Origin of the sequence: Streptomyces sp. NPDC059895 (assembly GCF_042731035.1) — a bacterium.
In the GTDB taxonomy this organism is placed as follows: Bacteria; Actinomycetota; Actinomycetes; order Streptomycetales; family Streptomycetaceae; genus Streptomyces.
Genome location: NZ_JBHWKO010000028.1, coordinates 1 through 26236, shown reverse-complemented (window position 1 = coordinate 26236; position 26236 = coordinate 1). Strand labels below are relative to the sequence as shown.

Here is a 26236-nt window from a genome sequence, read left to right as displayed (position 1 = left end):
CGAAGCCCCGGACCCCGGTACACAGCACGAAGCCCCGGACCGTTCCAGGTCCGGGGCTCGAATGCTCGTTGCCAGCGATTGCTGCGCATCGGGGGTACTGCGCGCTGCGGCTCGGGGGCGGGAGTTGCGTACTCGCTGTACGCGCCGCCAAGCTCAGGCTGTGTGCGGGGCGGGTGTTGTCAGGCGGAGGCCTGACGGGCCCGGTTGCGGGCGGCGCGGCGCTTCATCGCGCGGCGCTCGTCCTCGCTGAGACCACCCCAGACGCCGGAGTCCTGGCCGGACTCGAGCGCCCACTGCAGACACTGCTCGATAACGGGGCAGCGACGGCAGACGGCCTTGGCTTCCTCGATCTGCAGCAGCGCAGGACCGGTGTTGCCGATGGGGAAGAAGAGCTCGGGGTCTTCCTCGCGGCAAACGGCGTTGTGACGCCAGTCCATGGCTGCTACCTCTCCTTGGTATTACGTGCAAGTTGCTTGTGAATGTGAACGCTTTCACGAATCCCTCAACAAGTGAAGGGCCACCAGCCAGGTTCCCTGGCGTGGTCCTGTGGATTGAAGAGGGGTTCTGGTGATCAGTGGAGGCTGGTGTTGCGGGCCGTCCCGATCGCCACGTAGAGACTCGCAAACCTCAGCGGCGGATACAACCCCTTCCGGAAAGTTTTTTTTGATTCCTCGGTGTCGACTAGGTCACAGCCGTACTTCCATGGGGTGGATCCTGGCCTAAACGTTCGAGTGAAAGGACTTCAGCCCTTTCTGCTCACACAATCACACGCAGTGCACGGCGTACGCCTGTGAACGTCACGCTGGTGCGGAGCCCCAGGTGGTCACCGTCCATCTGGAGAGGCAGCGGCACCTTCGAATGCAAGGTGAACTGGTCCAGGTCGTGCAGGGACACGGCGTGCTTGCCATAGGGGCCCCGCTCGGGGGACGAAGTGAGCAACTGGGTCCCATATCGGACAACCGCGGCGGTGGACAGGCGGCTGAGACCGAATACGTCGAGCCCGGTATCGAACGAAGCCTTAGGTGACGCGTACACCGGGCGATTGCCCAGATAGGTCCACGGAGCCGTGTTGCAGACGATGGACAGCACCAAATCGGTCACCGGCTCGGCGCCCGCACGCTCCAGGGTGATCGAGCCGTGCCGCCGCTGCGGTTCGCCCAGGAGCTGGCGCACGGCCTGGCGGACGTAGAGAGCGTGTGTGGATTTCCTGCCGCGTTCGCGGTGCTGCTCGACCCGGCCCACCACACCCGCGTCGAAGCCGAGCCCGGCGTTGAAGGTGAACCAGCGGGCCGGCACCGCCTCGTCCTCCGTGCCGGGCGTGCCCGAGGTCAGCCCCAGCCCGACCGTGCGCTCCCGGCCCTCGCGCAGCGCGTCCAGCAGGGCACCGGTCGACTCCACGGGATCGTTGGGCAGACCGAGGGCGCGGGCGAAGACGTTGGTGGAGCCGCCGGGGACGACGGCGAGGCCGGGCAGGCGCTCGGGGTCGGGCCCGGCGTGCAGCAGGCCGTTGACCACCTCGTTGATCGTGCCGTCGCCGCCCAGGGCGACGACCATGTCTATGTCCTCGCTCTGCGCCGCCTGCCGGCCCAGATCGCGCGCGTGCCCCCGGTACTCGGTGGTGACCGCCTCGAGCTTCATCTCGCTCGCGAGCGCGTGGATGAGGACGTCACGCGTCCGTGCACTCGTAGTGGTGGCTGCCGGGTTGACCACGAGAAGTGCACGCATGGAGGGCAGCGTACCTACTGGGTGGTACCCGGGCCCAGGCCGTTCGGAGATCGGGCGGGAGAGCCGCCGTGAGCCTCGACACGGACTGGTCCCGGCCCTGTGCGGGTACCCGCGGGCGTGCCGGGCGTGAGGGCTACCCTTCAGGAGTGAGCAGTGAGCAGCCCCCCGCCGCCCCCGAAACCGCAGGCCCCCGCCCGCGCCGTCTGACGTACGCCGCCGGGCTCGCCGCCCTGGAGGGGCTGGCGCTGCTCGTCGGCGGCGTGTGGGTGCTCGTCCTCGGGATCACCGGGGACCCGGACGACCGGCAGCAGGCCGTCACCGGCGGGGTGACGCTGATGGTGCTCGCGCTGCTGCCGCTGCTCGCCGCCCGCGGGCTGCTGGGCCGCCGCGGCTGGAGCCGGGGTCCGGCCGTCATCACGCAGATCATCGCGCTGCCCGTCGCCTACAACCTGCTCCAGGCCGACAGCATGGCGATCCCGGCCGGGATCGCGCTCGCGTTCGTGGCGGTCGCGGCGCTGGTGCTGCTGGTCAACGGCGAGACGACCCGGGCCCTCGGGATCCGGGGGCCCGGCGGCGCGCGGAACGCGGAGCACGCGGAGAACGGGGCGAGCGCGGAGAACGGGGCGAGCGCGCGGAACGCGCGGAACCACGCGCGGAACCAGGACGACGGCCGTAAGCCGGGGAACGCCCGCAAGCGCAAGTAGGCCGGGCCCTACTCCTCCACGAGCAGCTTCTCCCGCAGCTGAGCCAGTGTCCGCGCCAGCAGGCGCGAGACGTGCATCTGGGAGATGCCCACCTCCTGCGCGATCTGCGACTGGGTCATGTTGCCGAAGAAGCGCAGCAGCAGGATCCGCTTCTCGCGGGGCGGAAGGTCCTCCAGCAGAGGCTTGAGCGACTCGCGGTACTCGACGCCCTCCAGCGCCTCGTCCTCCGCGCCCAGCGTGTCCGCCACGGCCGGGGACTCGTCGTCGGTGTCGGGGACGTCGAGGGACAGCGTGGAGTACGCGTTGGCGGACTCCAGGCCCTCCAGGACCTCCTCCTCCGAGATCGCCAGCTTCTCGGCGAGCTCATGGACGGTGGGGGAGCGGCCGTGCAGCTGGGACAGCTCGGCCGTCGCCGTCGTCAGCGCGAGCCGCAGCTCCTGGAGTCTGCGCGGCACCCGCACCGCCCAGCCCTTGTCGCGGAAGTGCCGTTTGATCTCGCCGACGACCGTCGGGGTCGCGTACGTGGAGAACTCCACTCCGCGGTCCGGGTCGAAGCGGTCGACCGACTTGATCAGCCCGATGGTGGCGACCTGGGTGAGGTCGTCCAGCGGCTCACCGCGGTTGCGGAAGCGGCGCGCGAGGTGCTCGACGAGCGGCAGGTGCATGCGGACCAGCTGGTTGCGCAGCTCCGCGTACTCCGGGCTGCCCTCCGTCAGGGAGCGCAGCTCGAGGAACATCGCCCGCGCCCCGCTGCGGTCCTGCGGCTCGCGAACCTGCGGCTCGCGAACCTGCGGTGCGCGGTCCAGGGGCGCGTGCCGCGTGCCCGGCACGCCCTGATCGTCGTCTCGCTCGTGCTCGCTCATCGTCCCGCCCGTCGCCCTCTGTCGAGCCCTCGCCTCCGCCCGGCCGGGGGTCGCCCCGATCCGCCTCTCCCGAGGTGAGCCCTGCACGGCACCGTCCGGGAAGCCGGCCTGCGCGGAGGACGCGTCGTCCTCCGGGTGCGGCCGGGCCTGCTCGGGAATGCCGTCGACACCGTCCGTCGTGCGTCGGGAACCGCCCGGCGAGACCGGATTCCCGGCGCTCCCGGCCGGCAGCTCCCGTGTGCCGCGCTCTTCGTCCCGCACCGGACCGTCCCCGTTCCTCACGCCGGCCCGGGTCCCGCGCCGCGCTGTTTGTAGAGGCTGATCGAAACGGTTTTGTCCTCGTCCACGGCGGAGGAGACCTTGCCGGCCAGGGCGGACAGCACGGTCCAGGCGAAGGTGTCGCGCGAGGGCGCGTGGCCGTCGGTGGTCGGCGCCGAGACGGTGACCTCCAGCGAGTCGTCGACCAGGCGGAAGACGCAGCTGAGCACCGAGCCGGGCACGGCCTGCTGGAGCAGGATCGCGCATGCCTCGTCCACCGCGATGCGCAGGTCCTCGATCTCGTCCAGGGTGAAGTCCAAACGGGCCGCGAGGCCGGCCGTGGCCGTCCGCAGCACCGACAGGTAGGCACCCGCAGCCGGCAGCCGGACTTCCACGAAGTCCTGGGTCGCGGGCTCGCCTGCGATCTGGGACACCCTCACCTCCAAGGTGGTACAAGTCTTCGGGGGCCGAGGGTCGCCCCCCGGGGTAACGCGTGTGTGGTGCAGCGGTGACGCTACCGCGCCCTCAAGTGTCCTGTCCCAGGACCCCAACCCCCTGGCGTCACTCACAGTAAAGCTGTGAACACGCTCCGTGTCTAGGGGGTCTGCGGACCCAAAAGGGAAGAGGGCGCGCCGGGTTGACGTACCCAGGCGCCTGATGCCCGAACCGTACCCGCCGGACGGCCGGACCGTCCCCGGGCGCCCGGCTCAGACAAGGACGTGGTCGACGAAACACCAGCGCCAGTCCTCACCCGGTTCGAAGGTCCGCATGACCGGATGGCCGGAGTCCTTGTGATGGCCCGTGGCGTGGCGGCCCGGCGAGGAGTCGCAGCAGCCCACATGGCCGCACGTCAGACACAGCCGCAACTGCACCGGGTGGGTGCCGTCCCGCAGGCACTCCGGACAGGTCTCGCTGATCGGAACCGGATCGGGGTGCGGCAGCGCGTCGGCGTGCGTGCACTGTTTCATGATTGCCAGGTTACGACGGGCGTGCGGACGCCCGCGCGGAAAAACGAGGGTGGGCGGGACATGGACGTGATGCCACTGCTGTTGCTGGTGGCGGGCAGTACGGCGATCGCCGCGGCGGCCCGGCGCACCCCGGTGCCCGCCCCGCTGCTCCTGGTCGGCGTCGGCCTGGCCGTGTCGTACGTCCCGGGAGTCCCCGACTACGCCCTCGACCCCGAGGTCGTCCTCCCCCTCCTGCTGCCGCCGCTGCTGTACACCTCGGCGACCGACAGCTCCTACCTCGACCTGCGCGCGCAGGCGCGGCCCGTGGCGCTGCTGTCGGTCGGGTACGTGCTCTTCGCGACGGTCGTCGTCGGCTGGGCCGCCCACCTGCTCGTGCCCGGGCTGCCGCTGACCGCGGCACTGGTGCTGGGCGCGGTGGTGGCGCCGCCGGACGCGGTCGCGGCGACGGCGGTGGCGCGCCGGCTGGGCCTGCCGTCCAGGATCACCACCATCCTCCAGGGCGAGTCCCTGCTGAACGACGCCACCGCGATCACCGCCTACAAGGTGGCCCTCGCCGTCGTCGTCGGCGAGGGCGTGTCCTGGGCCGGCGGCATCGAGGAGTTCCTGGTGGCGGCGGTCGGCGGCACCGCCGTCGGCCTGATCCTGATGGCCCCGCTGCACTGGCTGCGCACCCGCCTGAAGGAACCGCTCCTGCAGAACACCCTGTCCCTCCTCATCCCGTTCGTCGCCTACGCGGCCGCCGAGCAGTTCCACGCCTCCGGCGTCATCGCCGTGGTCGTCGTCGCCCTCTACCTCGGCCACCGCGCGTGGGAGGTCGACTTCGCCACCCGCCTCCAGGAGGAGGCCGTGTGGAAGATGGTCGCCTTCATCCTGGAGTCGGCGGTCTTCGCCCTGATCGGCCTGCAACTCCCGGTCGTCCTGCGGGGCCTGGGTGCCTACGAGGGCATGGCCGCCGCCTGGTACGCGGTCGCCCTCTTCCTGGTGGTCGTCGCGTGCCGCTTCCTGTGGGTGTATCCGGCGACCTTCCTGCCGCGGCTGCTGTCGGCGCGCATCCGCGCGCGCGAGGAGAACCCGACCTGGCGCGGGCCGATCGTCATCGCCTGGGCCGGCATGCGGGGCGTGGTGTCCCTCGCCATCGCCTTCTCCGTCCCGCTCACCGTCGACCACGGCGAGCAGCCCTTCCCGCACCGCGACCTCATCCTCTTCCTGACCTTCACCACGGTCATCGGCACCCTGGTCGTGCAGGGCCTGACCCTGCCCCCGCTGATCCGGCTGCTGAAGTTCCCCGACCGCGACCCGCAGGCCGCGACGCTCGCCGAGGCCAACGCCCAGGCGCAGGCCTCCCGGATCGCCGAGGAACGCCTGGACACCCTCCTCGCCGACGAGCGCAACGCCCTGCCCCCGCCCCTCGCCGACCGCCTGCGCACCGTCCTGGAACGCCGCCGCAACGCCGTCTGGGAGCGCCTCGGCCAGGTCAACGCGGTCACCGGCGAGACCGTCGACGACACCTACCGCCGCCTGGCCCGCGAGATGATCAGCGCCGAACGCGAGGTCTTCGTCCGCCTCCGCGACGGCCGCTACATCGACGACGAGATGCTCCGCGCGCTGCTGCGCCGGCTGGACCTGGAGGAGGCGGCGGCCCACCGGGAGGCACAGTAGCCGCCGGCCGCGACGGTCAGCCGCCGAACGGCGCCCCCGTCACCACGGCCACGAGCCGGGTGCCCCGCGCGAAGGCGCCCTCCTCGGCGAGGACGACAAGTGCGTAGAGCAACTTGGCGACATAGAGACGTTCGACCGGCAGGCCGTGGCGGCTGCCGAAGTCCTCGGCGAAGGCGTCGAGGGCGGGGCCGGTGCGGGCGTAGCCGCCGAAGTGGAAGCGGTCGTCCAGGCGCCAGTCGCCCCGGGGGCCGCCGAAGGCCGCCGTCTGCAGCGCCCGGACCTCGTCGCCGAGGAAACCGCCCCGGAGCACCGGCACGCCCAGGGCGCGCGTGCCGGGGGCGAGGCCGGCGGCCAGGCCCGCGAGGGTGCCGCCCGTGCCGCACGCGACGGCGACGACGTCGGCGTGGCCCGTGAGCTCCTCGCCCAGCGCCCGGCAGCCGCGGACCGCCGCCGCGTTGCTGCCGCCCTCGGGGACGACGTACGCGTCCTCGGCGCCGGCCGCGCGCAGGACGGCGGCGAGGGTGTCGGGGTCGGTCTTGCGGCGGTAGGCCGAGCGGTCCACGAAGTGCAGCCGCATGCCGTCGGCCGCGCAGCGGGCGAGGGAGGGGTTCAGCGGCCGGTCCGCGAGCTCGTCACCGCGTACGACGCCGACGGTGGGCAGGCCCAGCAGCCGGCCGGCGGCGGCCGTGGCCCGCAGGTGGTTGGAGTAGGCGCCGCCGAAGGTGACGACCGTCCGGCCCGCCGCCGCCTCCAGGTTGGGCGCGAGCTTGCGCCACTTGTTGCCGACCAGCTCCGGGTGGATCAGATCGTCCCGCTTGAGCAGCAGCCGTACGCCGTGCCGGGCGAACCGGTCGTCGGACACCTCGTGCAGAGGGGAGGGAAGCCGGGGGCGCAGGGCGGCGGCGGGGTCGGTCACCCGGCCATTGTCGAACACCGTTCGGTGCGCGAAGAACGCGCTGTGCCCAGTCGTCGTTGATCCATTCCCGCTCTTTCGTGTAATAGCACGAGCGCTCTGAGCGATGGAAGGGTTGCCCCCGAAACGAATGCACCGGCGCAGTTCGGCGCCCTGTGCATGATCGGGAGGGCATTTCTCTATGTCGGTAGGCGAAGAGGTCCGCACCACGCAGGTCAAGCCGCAGCAGAGTCTCGGCACCGCGGCCGCGCGGAACCTGGCCACCACCACCAAGTCCGTGCCGCAGATGCAGGAGATCAGCTCCCGCTGGCTGCTGCGGACGCTGCCTTGGGTGGATGTGCAGGGCGGCACGTACCGGGTGAACCGGCGGCTGACGTACGCGGTCGGAGACGGCCGCATCACGTTCGTCAAGACCGGCGACCGCGTCGAGGTCATCCCCGCCGAGCTGGGCGAACTGCCCGTCCTGCGCTCGTACGACGACGAGGAGGCGCTCTCGGAGCTGGCCTCCCGCTGCCGCCAGCGGGAGTACGCCGCGGGCGAGGTCATCGCCTCCTTCGGCAGCCAGGCCGACGAGGTCTACCTGCTGGCGCACGGCAGGGTCGAGAAGATCGGCACCGGCCCCTACGGCGACGACCAGGTCCTCGGGGTCCTGGCCGACGGCGCCTACTTCGGCGACCAGGCGCTGCTCGACGGCGACTCCATCTGGGAGTACACCGCGCGCGCCCACACCGCCAGCACGGTGCTGATCCTGTCCCGCGAGGACTTCGAGCAGGTCGCGGAACGCGCGGACTCCCTGCGCGAGCACCTCCACCAGCAGCGCACCATCCCTCAGCAGCGCACCAACAGGTACGGCGAGAAGGCCGTCGACCTCGCCGCCGGCCACGCCGGCGAGCCGGACATCCCGCACACGTTCGTCGACTACGACGCCCGGCCGCGCGAGTACGAACTGAGCATCGCCCAGACCGTGCTGCGCATCCACACGCGCGTGGCCGACCTGTACAACCAGCCGATGAACCAGACCGAGCAGCAGCTGCGGCTCACGGTCGAGGCGCTGAAGGAGCGCCAGGAGCACGAACTGGTCAACAACCGGGACTTCGGGCTCCTCCACAACTGCGAGTACGACCAGCGGATCCAGCCGCACGACGGCGTGCCCAGCCCGGACGACATGGACGAGCTGCTCAGCAGGCGCCGCGGCACCAAGCTCTTCCTCGCCCACCCGCGCGCGATCGCCGCGTTCGGCCGCGAGCTGAACAGGCGCGGCCTCGTCCCGGAGACGATCGACGTCGGCGGCAACCGGATCCCCACCTGGCGCGGGGTACCGATCTACCCGTGCAACAAGATCCCGGTCACCGAGGCCCGGACCAGCTCGATCATCGCCATGCGTCTCGGCGAAGAGGACCAGGGCGTGATCGGCCTGCGCCAGTCCGGCATCCCCGACGAGATCGAGCCGAGTCTGTCCGTGCGGTTCATGGGCATCAACGAACAAGCCATCATCAAGTACCTGGTCACGGCCTACTACTCGGCCGCCGTGCTGGTACCGGACGCGCTGGGTGTCCTGGAGAACGTCGAGATCGGCCGCTGGCAGTGACCTCTCCCGTCCGGACGCCGTGTCCCCGCCCCCCGGGGCGGGTACGTCCTGGGCGTACGCGCCGGGCGGCAGCGCATCCGCCACCGTTCGCGGACCCTGCGAGGGGGACTCGATGACCGACTTCGTGACGGAGACCAGGCCGCACTCCGAGGAGACGGGCGGAAGGCGGGAGCCCATCGCAAGCCGTGGTGACAGCGAATCCGGAGCGTTCGACGGGCAGGAGGCGACGGCGATCCTGGAGGAGGCCCGGGCGTCGGTCGACCCCGCCCTGCGCACCGCCCTGGACGCCCTGCCCCGCGCACTGCGCCGGATCGCGCTCTACCACTTCGGCTGGGAGCACGCGGACGGCACACCGGCCGCCGGCAACGCCGGCAAGGCGATCCGCCCGGCGCTCGTGCTCACCGCGGCCGACGCCCTCGGCGGCCCGGCGGCCCGGGCGGCGGCCGTACCGGCCGCCGCGGCGGTGGAACTGATCCACAACTTCACCCTGCTCCACGACGACGTCATGGACCGTGACACCACACGGCGTCACCGCCCCACCGCCTGGACCGTGTTCGGCGACGCCGACGCGATCCTCGCCGGGGACGCGCTCCAGGCACTGGCCCTCGGACGGCTGGCCGAGGACCCGCACCCGGCGTCCGCGGCGGCCGTCGCCCGCCTCGCCGCCTGCGTGGTGGAGCTGTGCGCCGGACAGCAGGCGGACACGGCCATGGAGAAGCGGGCCCCCACCGAGGTCACCCTCGACGAGGTGCTCACCATGGCCGAGGCCAAGACGGGGGCGCTGCTCGGCTGCGCCTGCGCGCTCGGTGCCCTGTACGCCGGGGCGCCCGAGGCGGACGTCGAGGCGCTGGACGCGTTCGGCCGTCAGGCCGGGCTCGCCTTCCAGTTCATCGACGACGTGATCGGCCTGTGGGGCGACCCGCGGCGCACCGGCAAGCCGGCGGGGGCGGATCTCGCGGCCCGCAAGAAGTCCCTGCCGGTGGTCGCCGCGCTCGCCTCCGGCACCCCGGCCGCCGAGGAACTGGCCGAGCTGTACGCGGCCCCCTACGACCAGGGGGACCTGGAACGGACCACGCGCGCCGTCGAGCGGGCCGGCGGGCGCGCCTGGGCACTGGAGCAGGCGGCCGACCGGATGGCCCGGGCCATGTCCGAACTGGCCCGGGCGGTCCCGGAGCCCGAGTCGGCGGGCGGTCTGCTGTCCCTGGCGGAGTTCGTGACGCGGCGCACCACATGACGGCGCCGCCCCGCTGACCCGGGGCCCGGGATCCGCGCGGCTCCTGACCCCGCACGGCGACCGGGACCCCGGCCCGCGGGTCCCGCACACCACCTCACGGTGTCGCGGGACCCGCCTCGGCGCGTCCGGGGCCGGACCGGCGGTCCCCGGCCCCTCCGTCCCCTCCCGCGTGCCGGCCCGCCCGGCCGAGCCAGCCTCCTCGCCCGTGCCGACGCACGACAGCGGTGACCGGCCTACCCTGGTGGCATGGACAGGGAACATCAGGTCTGTCCCAGCTGCGGGCAGTCCGTGGACACCGTCGTCCGGCGCCACAAGACACTGGGCGCCTGGGTCCCGCGCTGGGGCGCGGGCCGCTGCCACAACCCCGACTGCGAGGCGTACGTCGAGCCGGGTGCCGAGCTGCACGGCCACCAGGAGCGGCACGGCCGTCCGGAGGGCCACGGCCGCGCCGGGCACACCGGCGGACCCGGTGGTGCCGAGCGGGAGCCCGCCGAAGGCCCGGATTCGGCGGATTCGGGCGCCTCGGCCGACCGCACCGACCCGGACGAGGACGCCGGAATCCCTCCCGCCCCGATCTCCTGACGCGTGTCCGAGGGGCCATCGTGGTTTCATGGCCGGACAGCGGGGAGGGGTGGACATGACAGAGGCAGGTGGGCGCCGCCGCCGCTTATGGCGGTGGGCCGTGGTCGTCTGGGCGGTGACGGCGGCCGTCGGAGGAGGCCTGACCCTCTGGCTCCAGGACGCCTCCGCACCGACGGGACCGAGCGGCCGGCAGAGGGACGACGTACTCACGCCGCTCCTGGGGAGCGAGGTGACCGACAGCCCGTGCCGGCCGTACGGGTCGGTCCCGCCGGACACGGTGGTCCTGTGCGCCTTCGCGGAGAAGCGCTAGCGGAGAGCGCTAGGCGTCGGCCGTCGTCCGCGGCGGTCCGCCCGTCTGCGGGTCCCGCCCGGTCAGGCAGTACAGGCCGCCCGCCGGGTCGCGCATCACCGTCCAGTGGGCGTGGGAGGCGACGAGGACGGCACCGAGCCGTTCGTGCCGGGCGCGGACCGCGTCGATGTCCGGGCCGCAGGCCAGGTCGAGGTGGGCGGACAGGGGGCGTTCGTCGTCCAGCCGCTGGAGGAGGAGACGGACCGGCAGTCCGGCGGGCGGCGCGATCGAGTGGAACTCCGGCAGGGAACCCGGCCGGGACGTCCAGTCCGGCAACAGGGCGCGCCAGAAGGCGACTTCGTCGGCGTACACGGACGGCGGGACGTCCAGGCACACCTGGTCCAGACGGCTGCCGGACACCACGGGCGGCCGTACGGACTCGCCGTGCCAGGGGACCGCGCAGAACAACTGACCGGCGGGAGAGCGCAGGACGGTCCAGCCGTCGTGCGGGGCGACCGCCTCGGCACCGAGGGCCAGCGCGGCACCGACGAGGCCGGGCACGTCCTCGACACAGAGGTCCAGATGCGCTCCACCCCCGCCCCCGGCGACCCGCTGCACCTTCACGCACCCGTCCGCGCCCTCCGGCAGCAGCGTGGCGAACTCGCCCCGCTCGCCCCGCGGTTCGGACAGGCGCGTGGCCGTGACGGCGGTCCAGAACACACAGGCCCGCTCGAAGTGCTCGGCGGGCCGGTCGACGAAGGCGTAGGCCCACCGGACGGGGATGCTCATGGGGGTGATGGTAGGCGTCGGAAGCCGCGACACGGCCGGCCTCACCTACGTCATGCCGAAGGGGCCCGGTCCTGACGCCGACCGGGCCCCTTCGTGATGTCCCTCCGCCCGCGGTGGTGCACCGACCGCCGGCCGTGGAACGGCCTGAGGGTGTCAGGCCTTCTTGGTCTCCCAGAAGATCTTGTCGATCTCCGCGATCAGCTCCAGGGCCTTCTCGCCGGTCTTCGGGTCCGTCGAGGCCTTGGCGGCCGACAGGGCCTTCAGGGTGTCGTTGACCAGCTGGTGCAGCTGCGGGTACTTCTCGAAGTGCGGGGGCTTGAAGTAGTCGCTCCACAGCACGGAGACGTGGTGCTTCGCGAGCTCGGCGCGCTGCTCCTTGATGACAGTGGCGCGAGCCTGGAAGTGCGGGTCGTCGTTGGCGGCCATCTTCTCCTGCACGGCCTTCACCGACTCCGCCTCGATGCGGGCCTGGGCCGGGTCGTACACGCCGCAGGGCAGGTCGCAGTGCGCGCTGACCGTGACCTTGGGGGCAAACAGGCGGGAAAGCATGGAGCATTCCTTCCTCGTGATCGTCTTCTCAGGTGGGACATTACTCCCTGCGAGACGGGTTTTCGCGAGTGCCCCCATGGGCTTAGGACAAAAGTCCGGGGTCAGACTGAGACTGGTGGAGGATGGGAGCAGGGGAGGTGTCGGCGATGCCGGAGCCGTCGCAGGAGACCGGGCGGGGGAGGGCGGCCGCGCCCTTCGGGCTGGCCGAGGTGACCGGCCCGTCCATGGTGCCCACGCTGCACCACGGGGACCAGCTGGTGGTGCGGTACGGCGCCCGGGTCAGGCCCGGGAACGTCGTCGTGCTGCGGCACCCCTTCCAGCAGGACCTGCTGGTCGTCAAGCGGGCCGCCGAGCGCCGCGACGGCGGCTGGTGGGTGCTCGGGGACAACGCGTACGCGGGGGGTGACAGCACCGACTACGGGACCGTGCCCGACGAGCTGATCCTCGGCACGGTGCGGTTCCGCTACCGGCCGCTGAAGCGGGATCAGCGCTCGCCGCTCGCGGTGCTGCGCTGGGCGCTGTCGGCGGCCAGGCCGGTACTGGCCGACCGGTCGGCCTCCAGGCGTTTGCGGGCGCGGTAGGCGGCCACGTTGGCGCGGGTGGCGCAGCGGTCGGAGCAGTAGCGCCGGGAGCGGTTCGTGGAGGTGTCGAGGTAGGCGTGGCGGCAGGGCGCGGCCTGGCACAGGCCGAGGCGGTCCACGCCGTACTCCGTCAGGTGGAACGCCAGGCCCATCGCGGCGATGGCCGCGTACCCGGCGGTCGCGTTCGACGGGTGGTCGGCGAGGTGCATGTGCCACAGCGGGCGGCCGTCGTCGTCGCGGACGTCGTGCCCGGAGATCTGCGGGCTCACCGGGAACTCCAGCAGCAGGGAGTTCAGCAGGTCCACGGCGAGGGTCTCGTCGCCGCCGTCGGCCGCCTCGAAGACCGCGCGCAGCCGGGTCCGTACCGAGCGGAAGCGGGTGACGTCCGCGTCGGTGGCGCGGCGGGCCGCCGACTGGTTCGCGCCGAAGAGGTCGCGGACGGCCTCGACCGAGGTCAGCGAGTCGTTGCCCCGGGCCGGTTCCTCGCTGTTGACGAGGCGCACGGCGTAATCCGAGTAATAGGCCAGTTCCACTTGTAGTCCTTACGGAAGCGCTCTATGGTCGGGAGGCGGACGGAGTAACGGCCGGTCGTGTATCCAGGGTATTACGCGACCGAGGGGACGGAGGGGCGCGATGACGGACGGGCAGGCCATCACGACCGGTACCGACTGGGCGGCCTGGCAGGAGAGCTGGGACCGGCAGCAGGAGTGGTACATGCCCGACCGGGAGGACCGCTTCCGGATCATGCTCGACATGGTCGAGGCGCTCGTCGGCACCGCGCCCCGCGTCCTGGACCTCGCCTGCGGCACCGGCACCATCACCGCCCGGCTGCTCGCCCGCCTCCCCGGCGCCACCAGCACCGGCGTGGACCTCGACCCGGCCCTCCTCGCCATCGCCGAGGGCACCTTTGCGGGGGACGACCGCGTCACCCTGGTGACCGCCGACCTCAAGGACCCGCACTGGCCGGCGGCACTGCCGTACGACTCCTACGACGCCGTCCTCACCGCCACGGCCCTGCACTGGCTGCACAGCGAACCCCTCGCGGCCCTCTACGGTCAGGTCGCGGAACTCGTCCGCGACGGCGGTGTCTTCATGAACGCGGACCACATGATCGACGAGTCCACGCCCCGGATCAACGCGGCCGAGCGCGCCCGGCGCCACGCCCGCATGGATCAGGCCAAGGCGGCCGGCGCCGTCGACTGGGCCGAGTGGTGGCAGCTCGCCGCCGCCGACCCCGTCCTCGCCGGGCCCACCGCCCGCCGCTTCGCGATCTACGGCGAGCACGCCGACGGCGAGATGCCCTCGCCCGCCTGGCACGCGCGCGTGCTGCGCGAGAAGGGGTTCGCCGAGGCCCGCCCGGTGTGGGCCTCGCCGTCGGACACACTGCTCCTCGCCCTCAAGTAGGACCCGCCGCGCGCCCCGGGCCTCGCGCGGCGACCGGGGGCGGACAGGCGGGCGGCCACACGAAAGCGGCCACACGAAAGGGGCGGTACGGGAGTCCCCCCGTACCGCCCCGTGGTGTCGGACCTCGGTCCGTTACAGCACCTTGGACAGGAAGGCCTGCGTCCGCTCGTGCTGCGGGTCCGTCAGGACATCGCGCGGGTTGCCGGACTCGACCACCACACCGCCGTCCATGAAGACCAGGCTGTCGCCGACCTCGCGGGCGAAGCCCATCTCGTGGGTGACGACGACCATCGTCATACCGGACTCGGCCAGGTCGCGCATGACGTCGAGGACGTCGCCGACCAGCTCCGGGTCGAGGGCCGAGGTCGGCTCGTCGAACAGCATCAGCTTCGGGTCCATGGCCAGGGCCCGGGCGATGGCCACGCGCTGCTGCTGGCCGCCGGAGAGCTGCGAGGGGTAGTTCTGCGACCGGTCGGCCAGGCCGACCCGGTCCAGCAGCTGCAGGGCGCGCTCCCTGGCCTCGGCCCGGCTCACGCCCTTGACCTGGACCGGGGCCTCCATGACGTTCTCCACCGCCGTCATGTGCGGGAACAGGTTGAACCGCTGGAACACCATGCCGATGTCCCGGCGCTGGAGCGCGACCTCGCTGTCCTTGAGCTCGTACAGCTTGTCGCCCTTCTGGCGGTAGCCGACCAGATGGCCGTCGACCCAGAGCCGGCCCGCGTTGATCTTCTCCAGGTGGTTGATGCACCTCAGGAAGGTGCTCTTGCCGGAGCCCGAGGGGCCGATGAGGCAGAACACCTCGCCGGAGCGCACCTCCAGGTCGATGCCCTTGAGCACCTCGATCGCGCCGAAGGACTTGTGGACGCCCTCGGCCTTCACCATGGCGGTCATGCCGCACCAGCCCTTCCGCTCGTCAGCGACGTCAGGTTCGCCTTGACCTTCTGCCACGGGGTCGGCGGCAGACTGCGGGACGAACCACGCGCGTAGCGGCGCTCCAGGTAGTACTGGAAGACGCTGAACACGCTGGTCATGACCAGATACCAGAGAGACGCCACGAAGAGCATCTCCATCACCGCGTACGAGGTGGAGCCGATCGTCGAGGTGGCCCGCAGCAACTCGTTGTACGTCACCGCGTACACCAGCGACGAGGTCTTCAGCATGTTGATGAACTCGTTGCCCGTCGGCGGCACGATCACCCGCATCGCCTGCGGGATGACGATCCGCCGCAGCGTCTTGCCGTGGCTCATGCCGAGCGCGTGCGCGGCCTCCGTCTGGCCCTCGTCGACGGCCATCAGGCCGGCGCGGCAGATCTCCGCCATGTACGCGGCCTCGTTCAGGCCGAGGCCCAGCAGGGCGCACATGAACGGCGTCATGACGTCCGTCATCTCGTCCTTGTAGAGCGGACCGAGATTCAGCAGGGGGAAGATCAGCGCCAGGTTGAACCACAGCAGGAGCTGGACGTAGACCGGGGTCCCGCGGAAGAACCAGATGTAGACCCAGGCCACCCAGCTCGTCACCGGGTTCTTGGAGAGCCGCATCACGGCCAGCACGATGCCGAGGACCACGCCGAGCACCATCGCGAGGACGCTGATCAGCAGGGTGCGGCCGGCACCGGCCAGGACCGTGGTGTCGAACAGCTTGTCGCCGACCGCGGCCCACTGGATCTTCTCGGCCGTGGCGAAGGCGTTGACCAGCAGGGCCACCAGCGCCAGGACCACGACGGCGCTCACATAGCGGCCGTAGTGGCGGACCGGAATGGCCTTGATCGCCTCGGGCGGAACGGTTCCGCTCTCCTTGGTGACGCCGGCCGTCGGCTGCGCGCCCGCCGGTGTCTTGTCGAACTTGTCAGTCACGGTGACTGCCCTTCAGTGCTGCTCGGACGGTCACTTGCCGCCGTTGATCGCGGCCTTGTCGATGGCGCCGCTCTCGGCGCCCCACTTCTCCAGCACCTCCTGGTACGTGCCGTCCTCGATGATCGCGTTGACGGCCGCCTCCAGCGCGGAGGTGAGCTGCTTGTTGTCCTTGTCCACGGCGATGCCGAACGGACCGGCGTCGACCTGCTCGCCGACGACCTCGAAGGCCTTGCCGCCGTCGGCCTTGCGGGCCAGGTCGACCGCGACCGGGTAGTCGTTGACGCCGGCGACGGCGCCGCCCGACTTCACCCGGGTCTGGGCCTCGGTGTCGTTCTCGAACGACTCGATCGTGATCTTCTTCTTGCCGCCGTCGGTACAGGCCTTCGACTGCTTCTGCAGTGCCTCCTCGTACGTCGTGCCGCGCTGCACGGCGGCCGTCTGGCCGCAGAGGTCCTCGATCGAGCCGATGTTCTTCGGGTTGCCCTTCTGCACGTACACGGCGGTGCCGGCCGAGAAGTAGTCGACGAAGTCGACACCCGGGCCGAGCTTCTTGCCGCTGTCGTCCAGGCCCTGCTGGCGCGCCTTGTTGTCCGTGATGGACGACATCGCGATGTCGTAGCGGCCGGAATTGAGGGAGGTGATCAGGCCGTCGAAGGAACCGGAGGTGAACTTGAACTCCACGCCCAGCTTCTCGCCCAGCGCGGCGGCGATGTCGGGGTCGACACCGACGATCTTGCCGCTCTCCTGGTACTCCATGGGGGCGTACTCGGCGTTGGTGCCGACCTGGATGACGCCCGCCTTCTGGATGTCGGCGGGCAGCTTCGAGAACAGCGGTGCCGCGTTCCCGCTGGTCGACGTCTCGGAGGAGCTCCCGCCATCGGTCTGGTCACCGCAGCCGGTGAGCAGCAGGGCGCCCGCGACCGCGAGGGAACCGACCGCGGCTAGCCGGGTGTGCGCGGCGGTGGAACGGCGGATGGAGCGTGCGGTCATGGTCAGTGCCTCCGGCGGGTGGATGGAGATGCCGATGGGTCGACGAGAACACACACCTTTGGGTGTCGCGACCTCGTGCGATTACGGCATCTTGCCATTCGGACGGCGCCGTTCAGGGGGCCGCCCATGTCAAAATCGGATAACGGGCGCCCCTCGAACCGCACCAGTCCGGTACAACACGACCGGGTCGGACCGCACCTTCTGCGGGAATCCATCCGTCCGGCCGCAAGATCTTCGGCATATCCCGCCAGGTGGTCGGACGTGGTGTGGCGTGTGAGTCATTCGGTGCCTGTGTCAAGGGCTCGGCCGGGAAATCCTCCTCCCCGCAATCATGAGTCATGTCACTGGCATATGACAGCGCGAGAGGGCTGTGGGGGTCCTGCAAGAACCGGCATGTGACCTTGCACGGATTGGACTCGTCGTCGGTGCTGTCCGTCCGGTAAGAAGGTTCTTTACACCCCTCATCCGGGGCCCAGGGCGCGTGTGCGGCGCGCCCGACGCGCAGGCGCCCGTACGTGTCACCACCGCTGGGTCCTGCGCGGTGCCCGCCCACTTCTCAACCAGGAGTGGCCACCCTCAACCATGAACACCTAAGGGGTAAGACACAGTGGCAGCGGAGATCGTCAATCCTCGCAGCGAGAGTGAAACCGACCATACGGGCCAGGAGGGCGGTGCGGAGCCCCTCGACTCGTTCGACCCGGCGTTCGCGTTGCACCGCGGCGGAAAGATGGCCGTGCAGGCCACCGTCCCGGTCCGTGACAAGGACGACCTGTCCCTCGCCTACACGCCCGGCGTCGCGCGCGTGTGCACCGCGATCGCGGAACAGCCGGAGCTGGTGAACGACTACACCTGGAAGTCGTCCGTCGTCGCCGTCGTCACCGACGGCACGGCGGTCCTCGGGCTCGGTGACATCGGGCCGGAGGCGTCCCTGCCGGTGATGGAGGGCAAAGCGATCCTGTTCAAGCAGTTCGGCGGCGTCGACGCGGTCCCGATCGCGCTGGCCTGCACGGACGTGGACGAGATCGTCGAGACCGTGGTGCGCCTCGCGCCCTCGTTCGGCGGAGTGAACCTGGAGGACATCTCGGCGCCGCGGTGCTTCGAGATCGAGCGCCGGCTCCAGGAGCGGCTCGACATCCCGGTCTTCCACGACGACCAGCACGGCACGGCGGTCGTCACGCTGGCGGCACTGCGCAACGCGGCGCGGCTGAGCGGGCGGACCATCGCGGACCTGCGGGCCGTCATCTCGGGCGCCGGCGCGGCCGGTGTCGCCATCGCGAAGATGCTGGTCGAGGCCGGCATCGGGGACGTCGCGGTCACCGACCGCAAGGGCATCGTCTCCGCGGACCGGGAGGACCTGACCGACGTCAAGCGCCAGCTGGCCGGGTTCACCAACAAGGCCGGGCTGACCGGGTCGCTGGAGAACGCGCTGGCCGGCGCGGACGTCTTCATCGGCGTCTCCGGCGGTACGGTCCCGGAGGAGGCGGTGGCCTCGATGGCGAAGGGCGCGTTCGTCTTCGCCATGGCCAACCCGAACCCCGAGGTGCACCCCGACGTCGCCCACAAGTACGCGGCGGTCGTCGCGACCGGGCGCTCGGACTTCCCCAATCAGATCAACAACGTGCTGGCGTTCCCGGGCATCTTCGCCGGCGCGCTGCAGGTGCGGGCGTCCCGGATCACCGAGGGCATGAAGATCGCGGCAGCGGAGGCGCTGGCGGGTGTCGTCGGTGACGACCTCGCCGCGGACTACGTCATTCCGTCGCCCTTCGACGAGCGGGTGGCGCCGGCGGTCACGGCGGCCGTCGCCGCGGCGGCTCGTGCCGAGGGGGTCGCGCGTCGCTGACGCGGATCCGTGAACGGCCCCGCCCGTGTCCGGGCGGGGCCGTTCCCCTGTTCAGGCCCGCCGCCCGTCCGGGTGGCGCCGGGCGGGGGTGCGGCCGGCGCGGGAGGGCAAGAGGGCATTGCTCACAGCGCCGCCCGGTTTCCGTCGGGGTGCGGGGAACCTATCGTCGTGTGCATGTTCGCCGTCTACGCCGCTCGAATCGACCGTGACCAGCCGCTGAACGGCCTGGAGTCGGGGGAGCGTCCGGCTCCCGTGGGCCGGCCCGGCTGGAGTGCCGTCCGGGTCCGTGCCGCCTCCCTCAACCACCATGACCTCTGGTCCCTGCGGGGCGTGGGCCTCGCCGAGGACAAGCTGCCGATGATCCTCGGCTGTGACGCCGCGGGTGTCGACGAGGACGGCAACGAGGTCGTCCTGCACTCCGTGATCGGGCAGAGCGGGTACGGGGTCGGCCCCGACGAACCCCGCTCCATCCTCACCGAGCGCTACCAGGGCACCTTCGCCGAGCAGGTCGCCGTGCCGACCTGGAACATCCTGCCCAAGCCCAAGGAGCTCTCCTTCGAGGAGGCCGCCTGCCTGCCCACCGCCTGGCTGACGGCCTACCGCATGCTCTTCACCAACGCCGGGGTCCGCCCGGGCGACTCGGTCCTCGTCCAGGGCGCCGGGGGCGGTGTCGCCACGGCCGCGATCGTCCTCGGCCGGGCCGCCGGGCTGCGGGTCTTCGCTACCAGCCGGGACGAGGCCAAGCGGAAGCGGGCTCTGGAGCTCGGCGCCGTCGAGGCGGTCGAGCCGGGGGCGCGGCTGCCGCAGCGGGTGGACGCGGTGATCGAGACCGTCGGGGCCGCCACCTGGTCCCACTCCGTGAAGTCCCTGCGGCCCGGCGGCACGCTCGTCATCTCCGGTGCCACCAGCGGTGACCGGCCCTCCCACGCGGAGCTGACCCGCATCTTCTTCCTCGAGCTGAAGGTCGTCGGCTCCACGATGGGCACCAAGGACGAGCTGGAGGACCTGCTCGCCTTCTGCGCCGCCACGGGCGTCCGGCCCGTCATCGACGAGGTGCTTCCCCTCGACCGCGCCCGTGAGGGCTTCGAACGGCTCGCGTCCGGCGAGCAGTTCGGCAAGATCGTGCTCACCTCCGGCTGAGGAGGCGGCATCCGGGCGAAGCCGTCGCCGACGGGTGCTCATCGGGCGGGTACGGGCCACCGGGCCCGCCCGATGAGCACCCGCCGCGCACCCCCACACCTCCCTCACCAGGGTGCTGTACGGCGGGGGAGAGGCGCAGGCGGGCGCTCACGTCGTGGGTGCCCGCAGGATCACCCCGATGTGAGCCGCCGCCGTCGACAGATGCCGGCGGGCGTCGCGGAGTTGGTCCGCCGTGACGCCGTGGTCGCGGGCCGCGTCGCGGATGTCGTCGCGGAAGCGGTCCAGCAGACGGTCCAGGTCGCGGGCCGGGTCGCCGCTGGGGGCCTCGTGGGCCCAGTCCGGCTCGTAGCCGGCGGGGAAGTCCGCCGGTGTCTCCGAGTACGCCGGTCCCCTGGCCGTCGTCCCGTCCGGGCCGGTGCTGCCGCTGCCGCGTCCGAACCCGAAGTCCTTGCCGAACTCCTTCCCGACGTCCTTGCCGAACTCGCCGAACTCCTTGGCCAGCTCGGTGAGCCCCTCCCGGACTCCGGTCGGCCAGTCGCCCCGGGCGAAGTGGTCCTGGACCTGTTCCTGGACGCGTCGCGCTATGCGCTGCACCTCCTCCTGGGCCTGGACACGCGCCCGGTCCTGGGCCTCCTTGGCCTGACGCCGGGCCCGCTGGGCCTCCTCGCGGGCCCGCCGGCTCTCGTCCTTGGCCCGGCGCGCCTGCTCCTTCCACTCCTGCTTGACGCGGCGCATCTCCTCCTTGGCGGCCCGCCACGCCTCCTTGTCGCCGTACTCCCCTGCCTCCCCGAGGTCGCCGGGGGCCGGCCCGGCGCCCTGGCGTGCCTGGGAGGCCGCTGCCCGCATCTCGCGGCGCAGATCGCCCGCGGCGCCGCGTACGTCGGCCCGGATCTCCGCGGCGAGCTCCGCGACCGACTCGCGGATCTCCAGCTCCAGGTCGGCCAGTTCGCCGCTGCGGTCGGCCAGCTCGGCCCGGCCGGCGTCCGTGATGGCGTACACCTTGCGGCCGCCCTCGGTGGTGTGGGTGACCAGGCCCTCGGCCTCCAGCTTGGCCAGGCGGGGGTAGACCGTGCCCGCCGACGGCGCGTAGAGCCCCTGGAAGCGCTCCTCCAGGAGACGGATCACCTCGTAGCCGTGGCGCGGAGCCTCGTCCAGGAGCTTCAGCAGGTAGAGGCGGAGGCGGCCGTGGGCGAAGACGGGGGGCATGTCAGAGCACCTTCTTGTCGGTCGTGCTGTCGGCCGGGCCGTCGGAGGAGGTCGCGTCGGCCGGGCCGCCTGAGGCATTGTCCCCCGGGGCGGCGGGTGTCGGAGCGGCCGCCTCCGGCTCCCAGGGCTCGTCCTCCGTCTGCGGGCGGCGCAGCAGGGCGATCGAGCCGGAGACCGTCGTCGCCTTCAGGCTGCCGTTGCCCGCGCCGAGCCGGCCGGTGATGCGTTTGGCCCCCCAGCGCCCGTTGACCCGCAGGTCCTCGAAGGCGTTGGAGACGGCGCCGCTCGCCGTGTGGGCCTCCACCTCGGCGTCCGCCGGGTGGGGCAGCCGGATGGCGATCTCACCGGAGACGCTGGCCAGGCTGACGGTGGTGGGGCGGCTCGCCGGATCGAGGTCGACGATCATCGATCCGCTCACCGAGTCGGCCTTCACGGAGGAGCCGGCCTCGACCACCGTCAGGTCCCCGGACACCGAGTGGAAGCGGAGGTCGCCGGTGAGGGCCTGGGCCTCCACGTTCCCCGAGACCGTGTCGGCGCGTACCGGGCCCGTGAGCCTCACCAGGGTCGTGTCCCCGGAGACTCCCTTCACCTCGGCGTGCCCGTCGATGCCGGAGACGACCGCCCCTGCGCTCACCGCGCCCACCTCGACACGGGTGTGCGCGGGCACGGCCAGGGAGACGACGGTGCTGCGCCGCCAGCCCCTGCGGTCGAGCCATGTGAGGAAGCCCTTCCAGGGCAGGTCCTCGTAGGCCACGGTCAGTATCCCGTCGCGGTGGGTCACCACCAGAGGTGGTCCCTCGATGTGCGAGACCTCCAGGCGGGCGGGGCCCTCGTCGGTCCCCACCACGTTCACCGTGCCGTCGACGACGCGGACGTGCAGTTCGCGCACCGGCTCGTCGAATGAGAGCTTGCCGGGCTCGGCGACGGACCACTCGGACATGGCTGACCTCCTCGACGGCGCGACGCGCCATATCGCGTTCCCTAACAATCACGATATATCGCGGTGCGGGGAAGTCAAGACACCCGATGCGGTGAACGGGGCCGTCGGGCCGCACGGACCAGCAGGCGGGCGGCACGGACCAGCCGTCGGGCGGCACGGACCAGCCGTCAGGCGGCACGGACCAGCCGTCAGGCCGCACGGACCGACGGACACCGCACCGCCGCGCAGACGCACAGACGCCGAAGGGCGCCCCGAAGGGCGCCCACACGTACGGCGAGAGGGGCCGACGGACCGCCGCCGGCCGCCCGGCGGCGGCTACTCGTCGTCCTCGTCGTCCAGCCGGGCCAGCCACGTCGCCAGCCGCTCCACCGGGACCTCGAAGTCCGGGTTCAGATCGACGAACGTCCGCAGCTGCTCGGCGAGCCACTCGAAGGTGATCTCCTCCTCGCCGCGCCGCTTCTCGAGTTCCTCGATGCCTCGGTCGGTGAAGTACACGGGTTGTTCTCCTGGGGGATGGGCCTGGTCCGCGGGTGCTACGACTCCAGGGTATGCGGCACCCCGCTGCCGCAGGCGCACACGGCAGCGGCCCCGCCGCCGTGGAGGCGACGGGGCCGCTGCACGCGCTACCGGTGCTCAGCGGTGTTCAGAGGCTCAGGCCTCGAACACCTCCCGCACCAGCTGCTCCTGCTCCGCCTGGTGCCGCTTGGCCGAGCCGACCGCCGGGGACGAGCCGTGCGGCCGCGAGATGCGGCGCAGGCGCTCGCCGTGCGGCACGTCGGCGCCGACGGCCAGGTCCAGGTGGTCGATCAGGTTCAGGGCGATGAACGGCCAGGCGCCCTGGTTGGCCGGCTCCTCCTGGGCCCACAGGTACTTCTCGGCGTTCGGGTACTTGGCGATCTCCGCCTGGAGCTCCGCACCCGGCAGCGGGTACAGGCGCTCGATGCGGATGATCGCGGTGTCCGTGACGCCGCGCTTCTGACGCTCGGCCTCCAGGTCGTAGTAGACCTTGCCGGCGCAGAAGACGACCTTCTTGACGGCGTTCGGCTCGACCGAGGCGTCGCCGATGACCGGGCGGAACTGGCCGCTCGTGAACTCCTCCGCCTTCGACGCGGCGGCCTTCAGGCGCAGCATCGACTTCGGGGTGAAGACGACCAGCGGCTTGTGGTGCGGGTTGTGCACCTGCCACCGCAGGAGGTGGAAGTAGTTCGACGGCAGGGTCGGCATCGCGACCGTCATGTTGTTCTGGGCGCAGAGCTGGAGGAAACGCTCCGGGCGGGCGGACGAGTGGTCCGGGCCCTGGCCCTCGTAGCCGTGCGGGAGGAGCAGGGTGACGCCGGAGGTCTGGCCCCACTTCTGCTCGGCGGACGAGATGAACTCGTCCACGACCGTCTGCGCGCCGTTGACGAAGTCGCCGAACTGCGCCTCCCACATCACGAGCGCGTCGGGGCGGGCCAGCGAGTAGCCGTACTCGAAGCCCATCGCCGCGTACTCGGAGAGGAGGGAGTTGTAGACGTTCAGCCGCGCCTGCTCCTCGGAGAGGTACATCAGCGGCGTGAACTCCTCGCCGGTCTCCCGGTCGATGATCACCGCGTGGCGCTGGCCGAAGGTGCCGCGCTGGGAGTCCTGGCCGGCCAGGCGGACCGGGACGCCCTCCAGGAGGAGGGAGCCGACGGCGAGGGTCTCGCCCATGCCCCAGTCGATGGTGCCGTCCTCGACCATGGCCGCCCGGCGCTGGAGCTGCGGCAGCAGACGCGGGTGGGCGGTGATGTGGTCGGGGACGTTGACCTGGGACTCGGCGATGCGCTTGACGGTCTCGGCGGAGACCGCGGTGTTCACCGCGACGGGGAAGCCGTCCTGCGGCGCCTCGGAGTCGCCGGACGCCGGCTGCGAGGTGGCCTCACGGACCTCCGTGAAGACCTTCTCCAGCTGCCCCTGGTAGTCCTGGAGCGCCTGCTCGGCCTCTTCCAGGGTGATGTCGCCGCGACCGATGAGGGACTCGGTGTACAGCTTGCGCACCGAGCGCTTCTTGTCGATCAGGTCGTACATCAGCGGCTGGGTGAAGGCCGGGTTGTCCGACTCGTTGTGACCGCGGCGGCGGTAGCAGATGAGGTCGATCACCACGTCCTTGTTGAACGCCTGGCGGAACTCGAAGGCGAGCCGCGCGACGCGGACCACGGCCTCCGGGTCGTCGCCGTTCACGTGGAAGATCGGGGCCTCGATCATGCGGGCCACGTCCGTCGCGTACATGGAGGAACGCGAGGACTCGGGGGCCGCGGTGAAGCCGACCTGGTTGTTGATGACGATGTGGACCGTGCCGCCGGTGCGGTAGCCGCGCAGCTGCGACATGTTCAGGGTCTCGGCCACCACGCCCTGGCCCGCGAAGGCCGCGTCGCCGTGGATCGCCACCGGCAGGACGGTGAAGTCCGTGCCGCCCTTGTTGATGATGTCCTGCTTGGCGCGCGCGACGCCCTCCAGGACCGGGTCCACGGCCTCCAGGTGCGAGGGGTTCGCGACCAGGGAGACCTTGATCTGCTCGCCGTCCAGGCCGGTGAAGGTGCCGTCGGCGCCCAGGTGGTACTTCACGTCGCCGGAGCCGTGCATCGACTTCGGGTCGAGGTTGCCCTCGAACTCGCGGAAGATCTGCGCGTACGACTTGCCGACGATGTTGGCGAGGACGTTCAGGCGGCCGCGGTGGGCCATGCCGATGACGACCTCGTCCAGGCGGGACTCGGCCGCCGAGTCGATGACCGCGTCGAGCAGCGGGATGACGGACTCGCCGCCCTCCAGCGAGAAGCGCTTCTGGCCGACGTACTTGGTCTGGAGGAAGGTCTCGAAGGCCTCCGCCGCGTTCAGCCGGCGCAGGATGCGCAGCTGCTCCTCGCGCTCCGGCTTGCTGTGCGGGCGCTCGATGCGGTCCTGGATCCACTTGCGCTGCTTGGGGTCCTGGATGTGCATGAACTCGATGCCGGTGGTGCGGCAGTACGAGTCGCGCAGCACGCCGAGGATGTCGCGCAGCTTCATCAGGGACTTGCCGGCGAAACCGCCGACCGCGAACTCGCGCTCCAGGTCCCACAGGGTGAGCCCGTGCTCGGTGATGTCCAGGTCGGGGTGCTTGCGCTGCTGGTACTCCAGCGGGTCGGTGTCGGCCATGACGTGGCCGCGGACCCGGTAGGAGTGGATCAGCTCGAAGACGCGGGCGGCCTTGGTGACGTCGTCGTCGTGGCTGGCGTCGATGTCCTTGAGCCAGCGGACCGGCTCGTAGGGGATCCGCAGGGCCTCGAAGATGTCGTCGTAGAAGCCGTTCTCGCCCAGCAGCAGGTTCGCCACCGCGCGCAGGAACTCGCCCGACGCGGCGCCCTGGATGACCCGGTGGTCGTAGGTCGACGTGAGCGTCATGACCTTCGAGATGCCGAGCTTGTTCAGGGTGTCCTGGGAGGTGCCCTGGAACTCCGCCGGGTAGTCCATGGAGCCGACACCCATGATCACCGACTGGCCGGGCATCAGGCGCGGGACGGAGTGGACGGTGCCGAGGCCGCCGGGGTTGGTCAGGGAGACCGTGACGCCGGTGAAGTCGTCCATCGTCAGCTTGTTGTCGCGGGCGCGACGGACGATGTCCTCGTAGGCCTGCCAGAACTCGAAGAAGTTCAGCGTCTCGGCCTTCTTGATGGCGGCCACGACGAGCTGGCGGTCGCCGTTGGGCTTCACCAGGTCGATGGCCAGGCCGAGGTTGACGTGCGGCGGCTTGACGAGGGTCGGCTTGCCGTCCTTCTCGCCGAACGACCAGTTCATCGACGGCATGGCCTTGATGGCCTGCACCATCGCGAAGCCGATCAGGTGCGTGAAGGAGATCTTCCCGCCCCGGGCGCGCTTCAGGTGGTTGTTGATGACGATGCGGTTGTCGAACAGCAGCTTCACCGGGACCGCGCGCACGGACGTGGCCGTGGGCAGCTCCAGGGAGGCGTTCATGTTCTTGGCGACCGCGGCGGAGGGGCCGCGCAGCGTCACGAACTCGGGGCCCTCGGGTGCCGCGGTGGCCGGCGCGGCCTTGGCGGCCGGCTTGGCCGCGGGCGCGGCGGGCTTCGCGGGCGCCGGAGCGGCGGCCGCGGGCTTCGGGGCGGCGGGCGCGGCCTGGGCCGGAGCGGCCGGAGCGGCCGGAGC

25 protein-coding genes and 1 pseudogene are annotated in these 26236 nt (G+C 71.4%); 10 read left to right on the top strand and 16 right to left on the bottom strand.

Features of this window, described 5'->3' with window-relative positions; translation table 11 throughout:
* Positions 1 to 179: 179 nt before the first annotated feature.
* Positions 180 to 437 carry a WhiB family transcriptional regulator gene (locus tag ACFV9M_RS27310; protein ID WP_003992873.1) on the bottom strand — a complete coding sequence of 86 codons (258 nt, stop codon included), beginning with the start codon at positions 435 to 437 and terminating at the stop codon, positions 180 to 182.
* Positions 438 to 756: 319 nt separating this feature from the next.
* Positions 757 to 1725, bottom strand: coding sequence for a diacylglycerol/lipid kinase family protein (locus tag ACFV9M_RS27305; protein ID WP_385061812.1), 969 nt, complete (start codon positions 1723 to 1725; stop codon positions 757 to 759).
* 146 nt (positions 1726 to 1871) lie between these two features.
* Here ACFV9M_RS27305 and ACFV9M_RS27300 point away from each other — a divergent pair.
* A pseudogene (locus ACFV9M_RS27300) lies at positions 1872 to 2303 on the top strand (hypothetical protein); the annotation flags it as partial.
* A gap of 134 nt (positions 2304 to 2437) precedes the next feature.
* On the opposite strand, the gene ACFV9M_RS27295 reads toward ACFV9M_RS27300, so the two are convergent.
* The 3 genes from ACFV9M_RS27295 to ACFV9M_RS27285 all read right to left on the bottom strand — a co-directional run bounded on the left by ACFV9M_RS27295 (position 2438) and on the right by ACFV9M_RS27285 (position 4518).
* Positions 2438 to 3574: an RNA polymerase sigma factor SigF gene (locus tag ACFV9M_RS27295; protein WP_385061810.1), complete on the bottom strand. Its 1137-nt coding sequence runs from the start codon at positions 3572 to 3574 to the stop codon at positions 2438 to 2440.
* Entirely contained in the window at positions 3571 to 3984 is a 414-nt protein-coding gene (locus tag ACFV9M_RS27290; RefSeq protein WP_004925829.1) for an anti-sigma regulatory factor, read from the bottom strand. The genes ACFV9M_RS27295 and ACFV9M_RS27290 overlap by 4 nt, the downstream gene beginning before the upstream one ends.
* 273 nt (positions 3985 to 4257) lie before the next feature.
* Entirely contained in the window at positions 4258 to 4518 is a 261-nt protein-coding gene (locus ACFV9M_RS27285) for a UBP-type zinc finger domain-containing protein (protein ID WP_385061808.1), read from the bottom strand.
* Positions 4519 to 4578: 60 nt separating this feature from the next.
* On the opposite strand from ACFV9M_RS27285, the gene ACFV9M_RS27280 reads away from it, so the two are divergent.
* Complete coding sequence (locus tag ACFV9M_RS27280) at positions 4579 to 6177, top strand: Na+/H+ antiporter (RefSeq protein ID WP_385061806.1); 1599 nt, start codon at positions 4579 to 4581, stop codon at positions 6175 to 6177.
* 16 nt (positions 6178 to 6193) lie between these two features.
* Here the strand turns inward: ACFV9M_RS27280 and ACFV9M_RS27275 are convergent, their stop codons facing one another.
* The gene (locus tag ACFV9M_RS27275) at positions 6194 to 7093 is read right to left on the bottom strand and encodes a 1-aminocyclopropane-1-carboxylate deaminase/D-cysteine desulfhydrase (protein WP_385061805.1); all 900 of its coding nucleotides are present in this window, start codon (positions 7091 to 7093) and stop codon (positions 6194 to 6196) included.
* 178 nt (positions 7094 to 7271) lie between these two features.
* On the opposite strand from ACFV9M_RS27275, the gene ACFV9M_RS27270 reads away from it, so the two are divergent.
* From ACFV9M_RS27270 to ACFV9M_RS27255, 4 genes are all read left to right on the top strand, one after another.
* Positions 7272 to 8678 carry a family 2B encapsulin nanocompartment shell protein gene (locus ACFV9M_RS27270; RefSeq protein ID WP_385061803.1) on the top strand — a complete coding sequence of 469 codons (1407 nt, stop codon included), beginning with the start codon at positions 7272 to 7274 and terminating at the stop codon, positions 8676 to 8678.
* A gap of 112 nt (positions 8679 to 8790) precedes the next feature.
* A complete protein-coding gene (locus tag ACFV9M_RS27265) occupies positions 8791 to 9912 on the top strand; it encodes a family 2 encapsulin nanocompartment cargo protein polyprenyl transferase (protein ID WP_385061801.1) in 1122 nt (373 codons plus the stop codon).
* A 246-nt stretch (positions 9913 to 10158) separates the two neighbouring features.
* Positions 10159 to 10494, top strand: coding sequence for a hypothetical protein (locus ACFV9M_RS27260; RefSeq protein ID WP_385061799.1), 336 nt, complete (start codon positions 10159 to 10161; stop codon positions 10492 to 10494).
* Between the two features lie 100 nt (positions 10495 to 10594).
* On the top strand, positions 10595 to 10804 hold the full coding sequence (locus ACFV9M_RS27255; RefSeq protein ID WP_385061797.1) for a hypothetical protein: 210 nt from the start codon (positions 10595 to 10597) through the stop codon (positions 10802 to 10804).
* Positions 10805 to 10813: 9 nt separating this feature from the next.
* Here ACFV9M_RS27255 and ACFV9M_RS27250 read toward each other — a convergent pair whose 3' ends face one another.
* On the bottom strand, positions 10814 to 11566 hold the full coding sequence (locus tag ACFV9M_RS27250) for a VOC family protein (RefSeq protein WP_385061937.1): 753 nt from the start codon (positions 11564 to 11566) through the stop codon (positions 10814 to 10816).
* 159 nt (positions 11567 to 11725) lie between these two features.
* Positions 11726 to 12121 (bottom strand): superoxide dismutase, Ni, encoded by a 396-nt coding sequence (gene sodN, locus ACFV9M_RS27245; protein ID WP_385061796.1) that lies wholly within the window; start codon positions 12119 to 12121, stop codon positions 11726 to 11728.
* Positions 12122 to 12267: 146 nt separating this feature from the next.
* Between sodN and sodX the strand changes: the two genes are divergently transcribed.
* Positions 12268 to 12702 carry a nickel-type superoxide dismutase maturation protease gene (sodX, locus tag ACFV9M_RS27240; protein ID WP_385061794.1) on the top strand — a complete coding sequence of 145 codons (435 nt, stop codon included), beginning with the start codon at positions 12268 to 12270 and terminating at the stop codon, positions 12700 to 12702.
* On the opposite strand, the gene ACFV9M_RS27235 is transcribed toward sodX, so the two are convergent.
* On the bottom strand, positions 12606 to 13235 hold the full coding sequence (locus ACFV9M_RS27235) for a CGNR zinc finger domain-containing protein (protein WP_385061792.1): 630 nt from the start codon (positions 13233 to 13235) through the stop codon (positions 12606 to 12608). The genes sodX and ACFV9M_RS27235 overlap by 97 nt on opposite strands.
* Before the next feature lie 100 nt (positions 13236 to 13335).
* Here ACFV9M_RS27235 and ACFV9M_RS27230 point away from each other — a divergent pair, with 100 nt between their 5' ends.
* On the top strand, positions 13336 to 14106 hold the full coding sequence (locus ACFV9M_RS27230) for a class I SAM-dependent methyltransferase (protein WP_385061790.1): 771 nt from the start codon (positions 13336 to 13338) through the stop codon (positions 14104 to 14106).
* A gap of 132 nt (positions 14107 to 14238) precedes the next feature.
* Here the strand turns inward: ACFV9M_RS27230 and ACFV9M_RS27225 are convergent, their stop codons facing one another.
* Genes ACFV9M_RS27225 through ACFV9M_RS27215 form a run of 3 tightly spaced genes read right to left on the bottom strand, consistent with a single transcriptional unit; the run spans position 14239 to position 16952 of the window.
* Positions 14239 to 15000: an amino acid ABC transporter ATP-binding protein gene (locus ACFV9M_RS27225; RefSeq protein ID WP_385061788.1), complete on the bottom strand. Its 762-nt coding sequence runs from the start codon at positions 14998 to 15000 to the stop codon at positions 14239 to 14241.
* On the bottom strand, positions 14997 to 15962 hold the full coding sequence (locus ACFV9M_RS27220) for an amino acid ABC transporter permease (protein ID WP_385061786.1): 966 nt from the start codon (positions 15960 to 15962) through the stop codon (positions 14997 to 14999). The genes ACFV9M_RS27225 and ACFV9M_RS27220 overlap by 4 nt, the downstream gene beginning before the upstream one ends.
* A gap of 30 nt (positions 15963 to 15992) precedes the next feature.
* Positions 15993 to 16952 (bottom strand): ABC transporter substrate-binding protein, encoded by a 960-nt coding sequence (locus ACFV9M_RS27215; protein WP_385061784.1) that lies wholly within the window; start codon positions 16950 to 16952, stop codon positions 15993 to 15995.
* A 607-nt stretch (positions 16953 to 17559) separates the two neighbouring features.
* Here ACFV9M_RS27215 and ACFV9M_RS27210 point away from each other — a divergent pair.
* Complete coding sequence (locus ACFV9M_RS27210; RefSeq protein ID WP_385061782.1) at positions 17560 to 18792, top strand: NADP-dependent malic enzyme; 1233 nt, start codon at positions 17560 to 17562, stop codon at positions 18790 to 18792.
* Between the two features lie 174 nt (positions 18793 to 18966).
* Positions 18967 to 19932 (top strand): zinc-binding dehydrogenase, encoded by a 966-nt coding sequence (locus ACFV9M_RS27205; RefSeq protein ID WP_385061780.1) that lies wholly within the window; start codon positions 18967 to 18969, stop codon positions 19930 to 19932.
* 147 nt (positions 19933 to 20079) lie between these two features.
* On the opposite strand, the gene ACFV9M_RS27200 is transcribed toward ACFV9M_RS27205, so the two are convergent.
* From ACFV9M_RS27200 to ACFV9M_RS27185, 4 genes are all read right to left on the bottom strand, one after another.
* Entirely contained in the window at positions 20080 to 21138 is a 1059-nt protein-coding gene (locus ACFV9M_RS27200; protein ID WP_385061778.1) for a helix-turn-helix transcriptional regulator, read from the bottom strand.
* Position 21139: 1 nt separating this feature from the next.
* Positions 21140 to 22078 carry a DUF4097 domain-containing protein gene (locus ACFV9M_RS27195; RefSeq protein WP_385061776.1) on the bottom strand — a complete coding sequence of 313 codons (939 nt, stop codon included), beginning with the start codon at positions 22076 to 22078 and terminating at the stop codon, positions 21140 to 21142.
* Between the two features lie 315 nt (positions 22079 to 22393).
* A complete protein-coding gene (locus ACFV9M_RS27190; protein WP_028420339.1) occupies positions 22394 to 22573 on the bottom strand; it encodes a DUF6104 family protein in 180 nt (59 codons plus the stop codon).
* Between the two features lie 156 nt (positions 22574 to 22729).
* Positions 22730 to 26236 (bottom strand): multifunctional oxoglutarate decarboxylase/oxoglutarate dehydrogenase thiamine pyrophosphate-binding subunit/dihydrolipoyllysine-residue succinyltransferase subunit (locus ACFV9M_RS27185; protein WP_385102557.1); only part of this gene is annotated, 3507 nt, incomplete at its 5' end.

Bases quoted from the DNA above. Each gene is read 5' to 3' on its own strand.
- ACFV9M_RS27285 (WP_385061808.1), bottom strand. From the start codon at position 4,518: ATGAAACAGTGCACGCACGCCGACGCGCTGCCGCACCCCGATCCGGTT.
- ACFV9M_RS27215 (WP_385061784.1), bottom strand. From the start codon at position 16,952: ATGACCGCACGCTCCATCCGCCGTTCCACCGCCGCGCACACCCGGCTA.
- ACFV9M_RS27305 (WP_385061812.1), bottom strand. From the start codon at position 1,725: ATGCGTGCACTTCTCGTGGTCAACCCGGCAGCCACCACTACGAGTGCA.
- ACFV9M_RS27225 (WP_385061788.1), bottom strand. From the start codon at position 15,000: ATGACCGCCATGGTGAAGGCCGAGGGCGTCCACAAGTCCTTCGGCGCG.
- ACFV9M_RS27310 (WP_003992873.1), bottom strand. From the start codon at position 437: ATGGACTGGCGTCACAACGCCGTTTGCCGCGAGGAAGACCCCGAGCTC.
- sodN (WP_385061796.1), bottom strand. From the start codon at position 12,121: ATGCTTTCCCGCCTGTTTGCCCCCAAGGTCACGGTCAGCGCGCACTGC.
- sodX (WP_385061794.1), top strand. From the start codon at position 12,268: ATGCCGGAGCCGTCGCAGGAGACCGGGCGGGGGAGGGCGGCCGCGCCC.
- ACFV9M_RS27230 (WP_385061790.1), top strand. From the start codon at position 13,336: ATGACGGACGGGCAGGCCATCACGACCGGTACCGACTGGGCGGCCTGG.
- ACFV9M_RS27260 (WP_385061799.1), top strand. From the start codon at position 10,159: ATGGACAGGGAACATCAGGTCTGTCCCAGCTGCGGGCAGTCCGTGGAC.
- ACFV9M_RS27205 (WP_385061780.1), top strand. From the start codon at position 18,967: ATGTTCGCCGTCTACGCCGCTCGAATCGACCGTGACCAGCCGCTGAAC.
- ACFV9M_RS27265 (WP_385061801.1), top strand. From the start codon at position 8,791: ATGACCGACTTCGTGACGGAGACCAGGCCGCACTCCGAGGAGACGGGC.
- ACFV9M_RS27195 (WP_385061776.1), bottom strand. From the start codon at position 22,078: ATGTCCGAGTGGTCCGTCGCCGAGCCCGGCAAGCTCTCATTCGACGAG.
- ACFV9M_RS27200 (WP_385061778.1), bottom strand. From the start codon at position 21,138: ATGCCCCCCGTCTTCGCCCACGGCCGCCTCCGCCTCTACCTGCTGAAG.
- ACFV9M_RS27280 (WP_385061806.1), top strand. From the start codon at position 4,579: ATGGACGTGATGCCACTGCTGTTGCTGGTGGCGGGCAGTACGGCGATC.
- ACFV9M_RS27270 (WP_385061803.1), top strand. From the start codon at position 7,272: ATGTCGGTAGGCGAAGAGGTCCGCACCACGCAGGTCAAGCCGCAGCAG.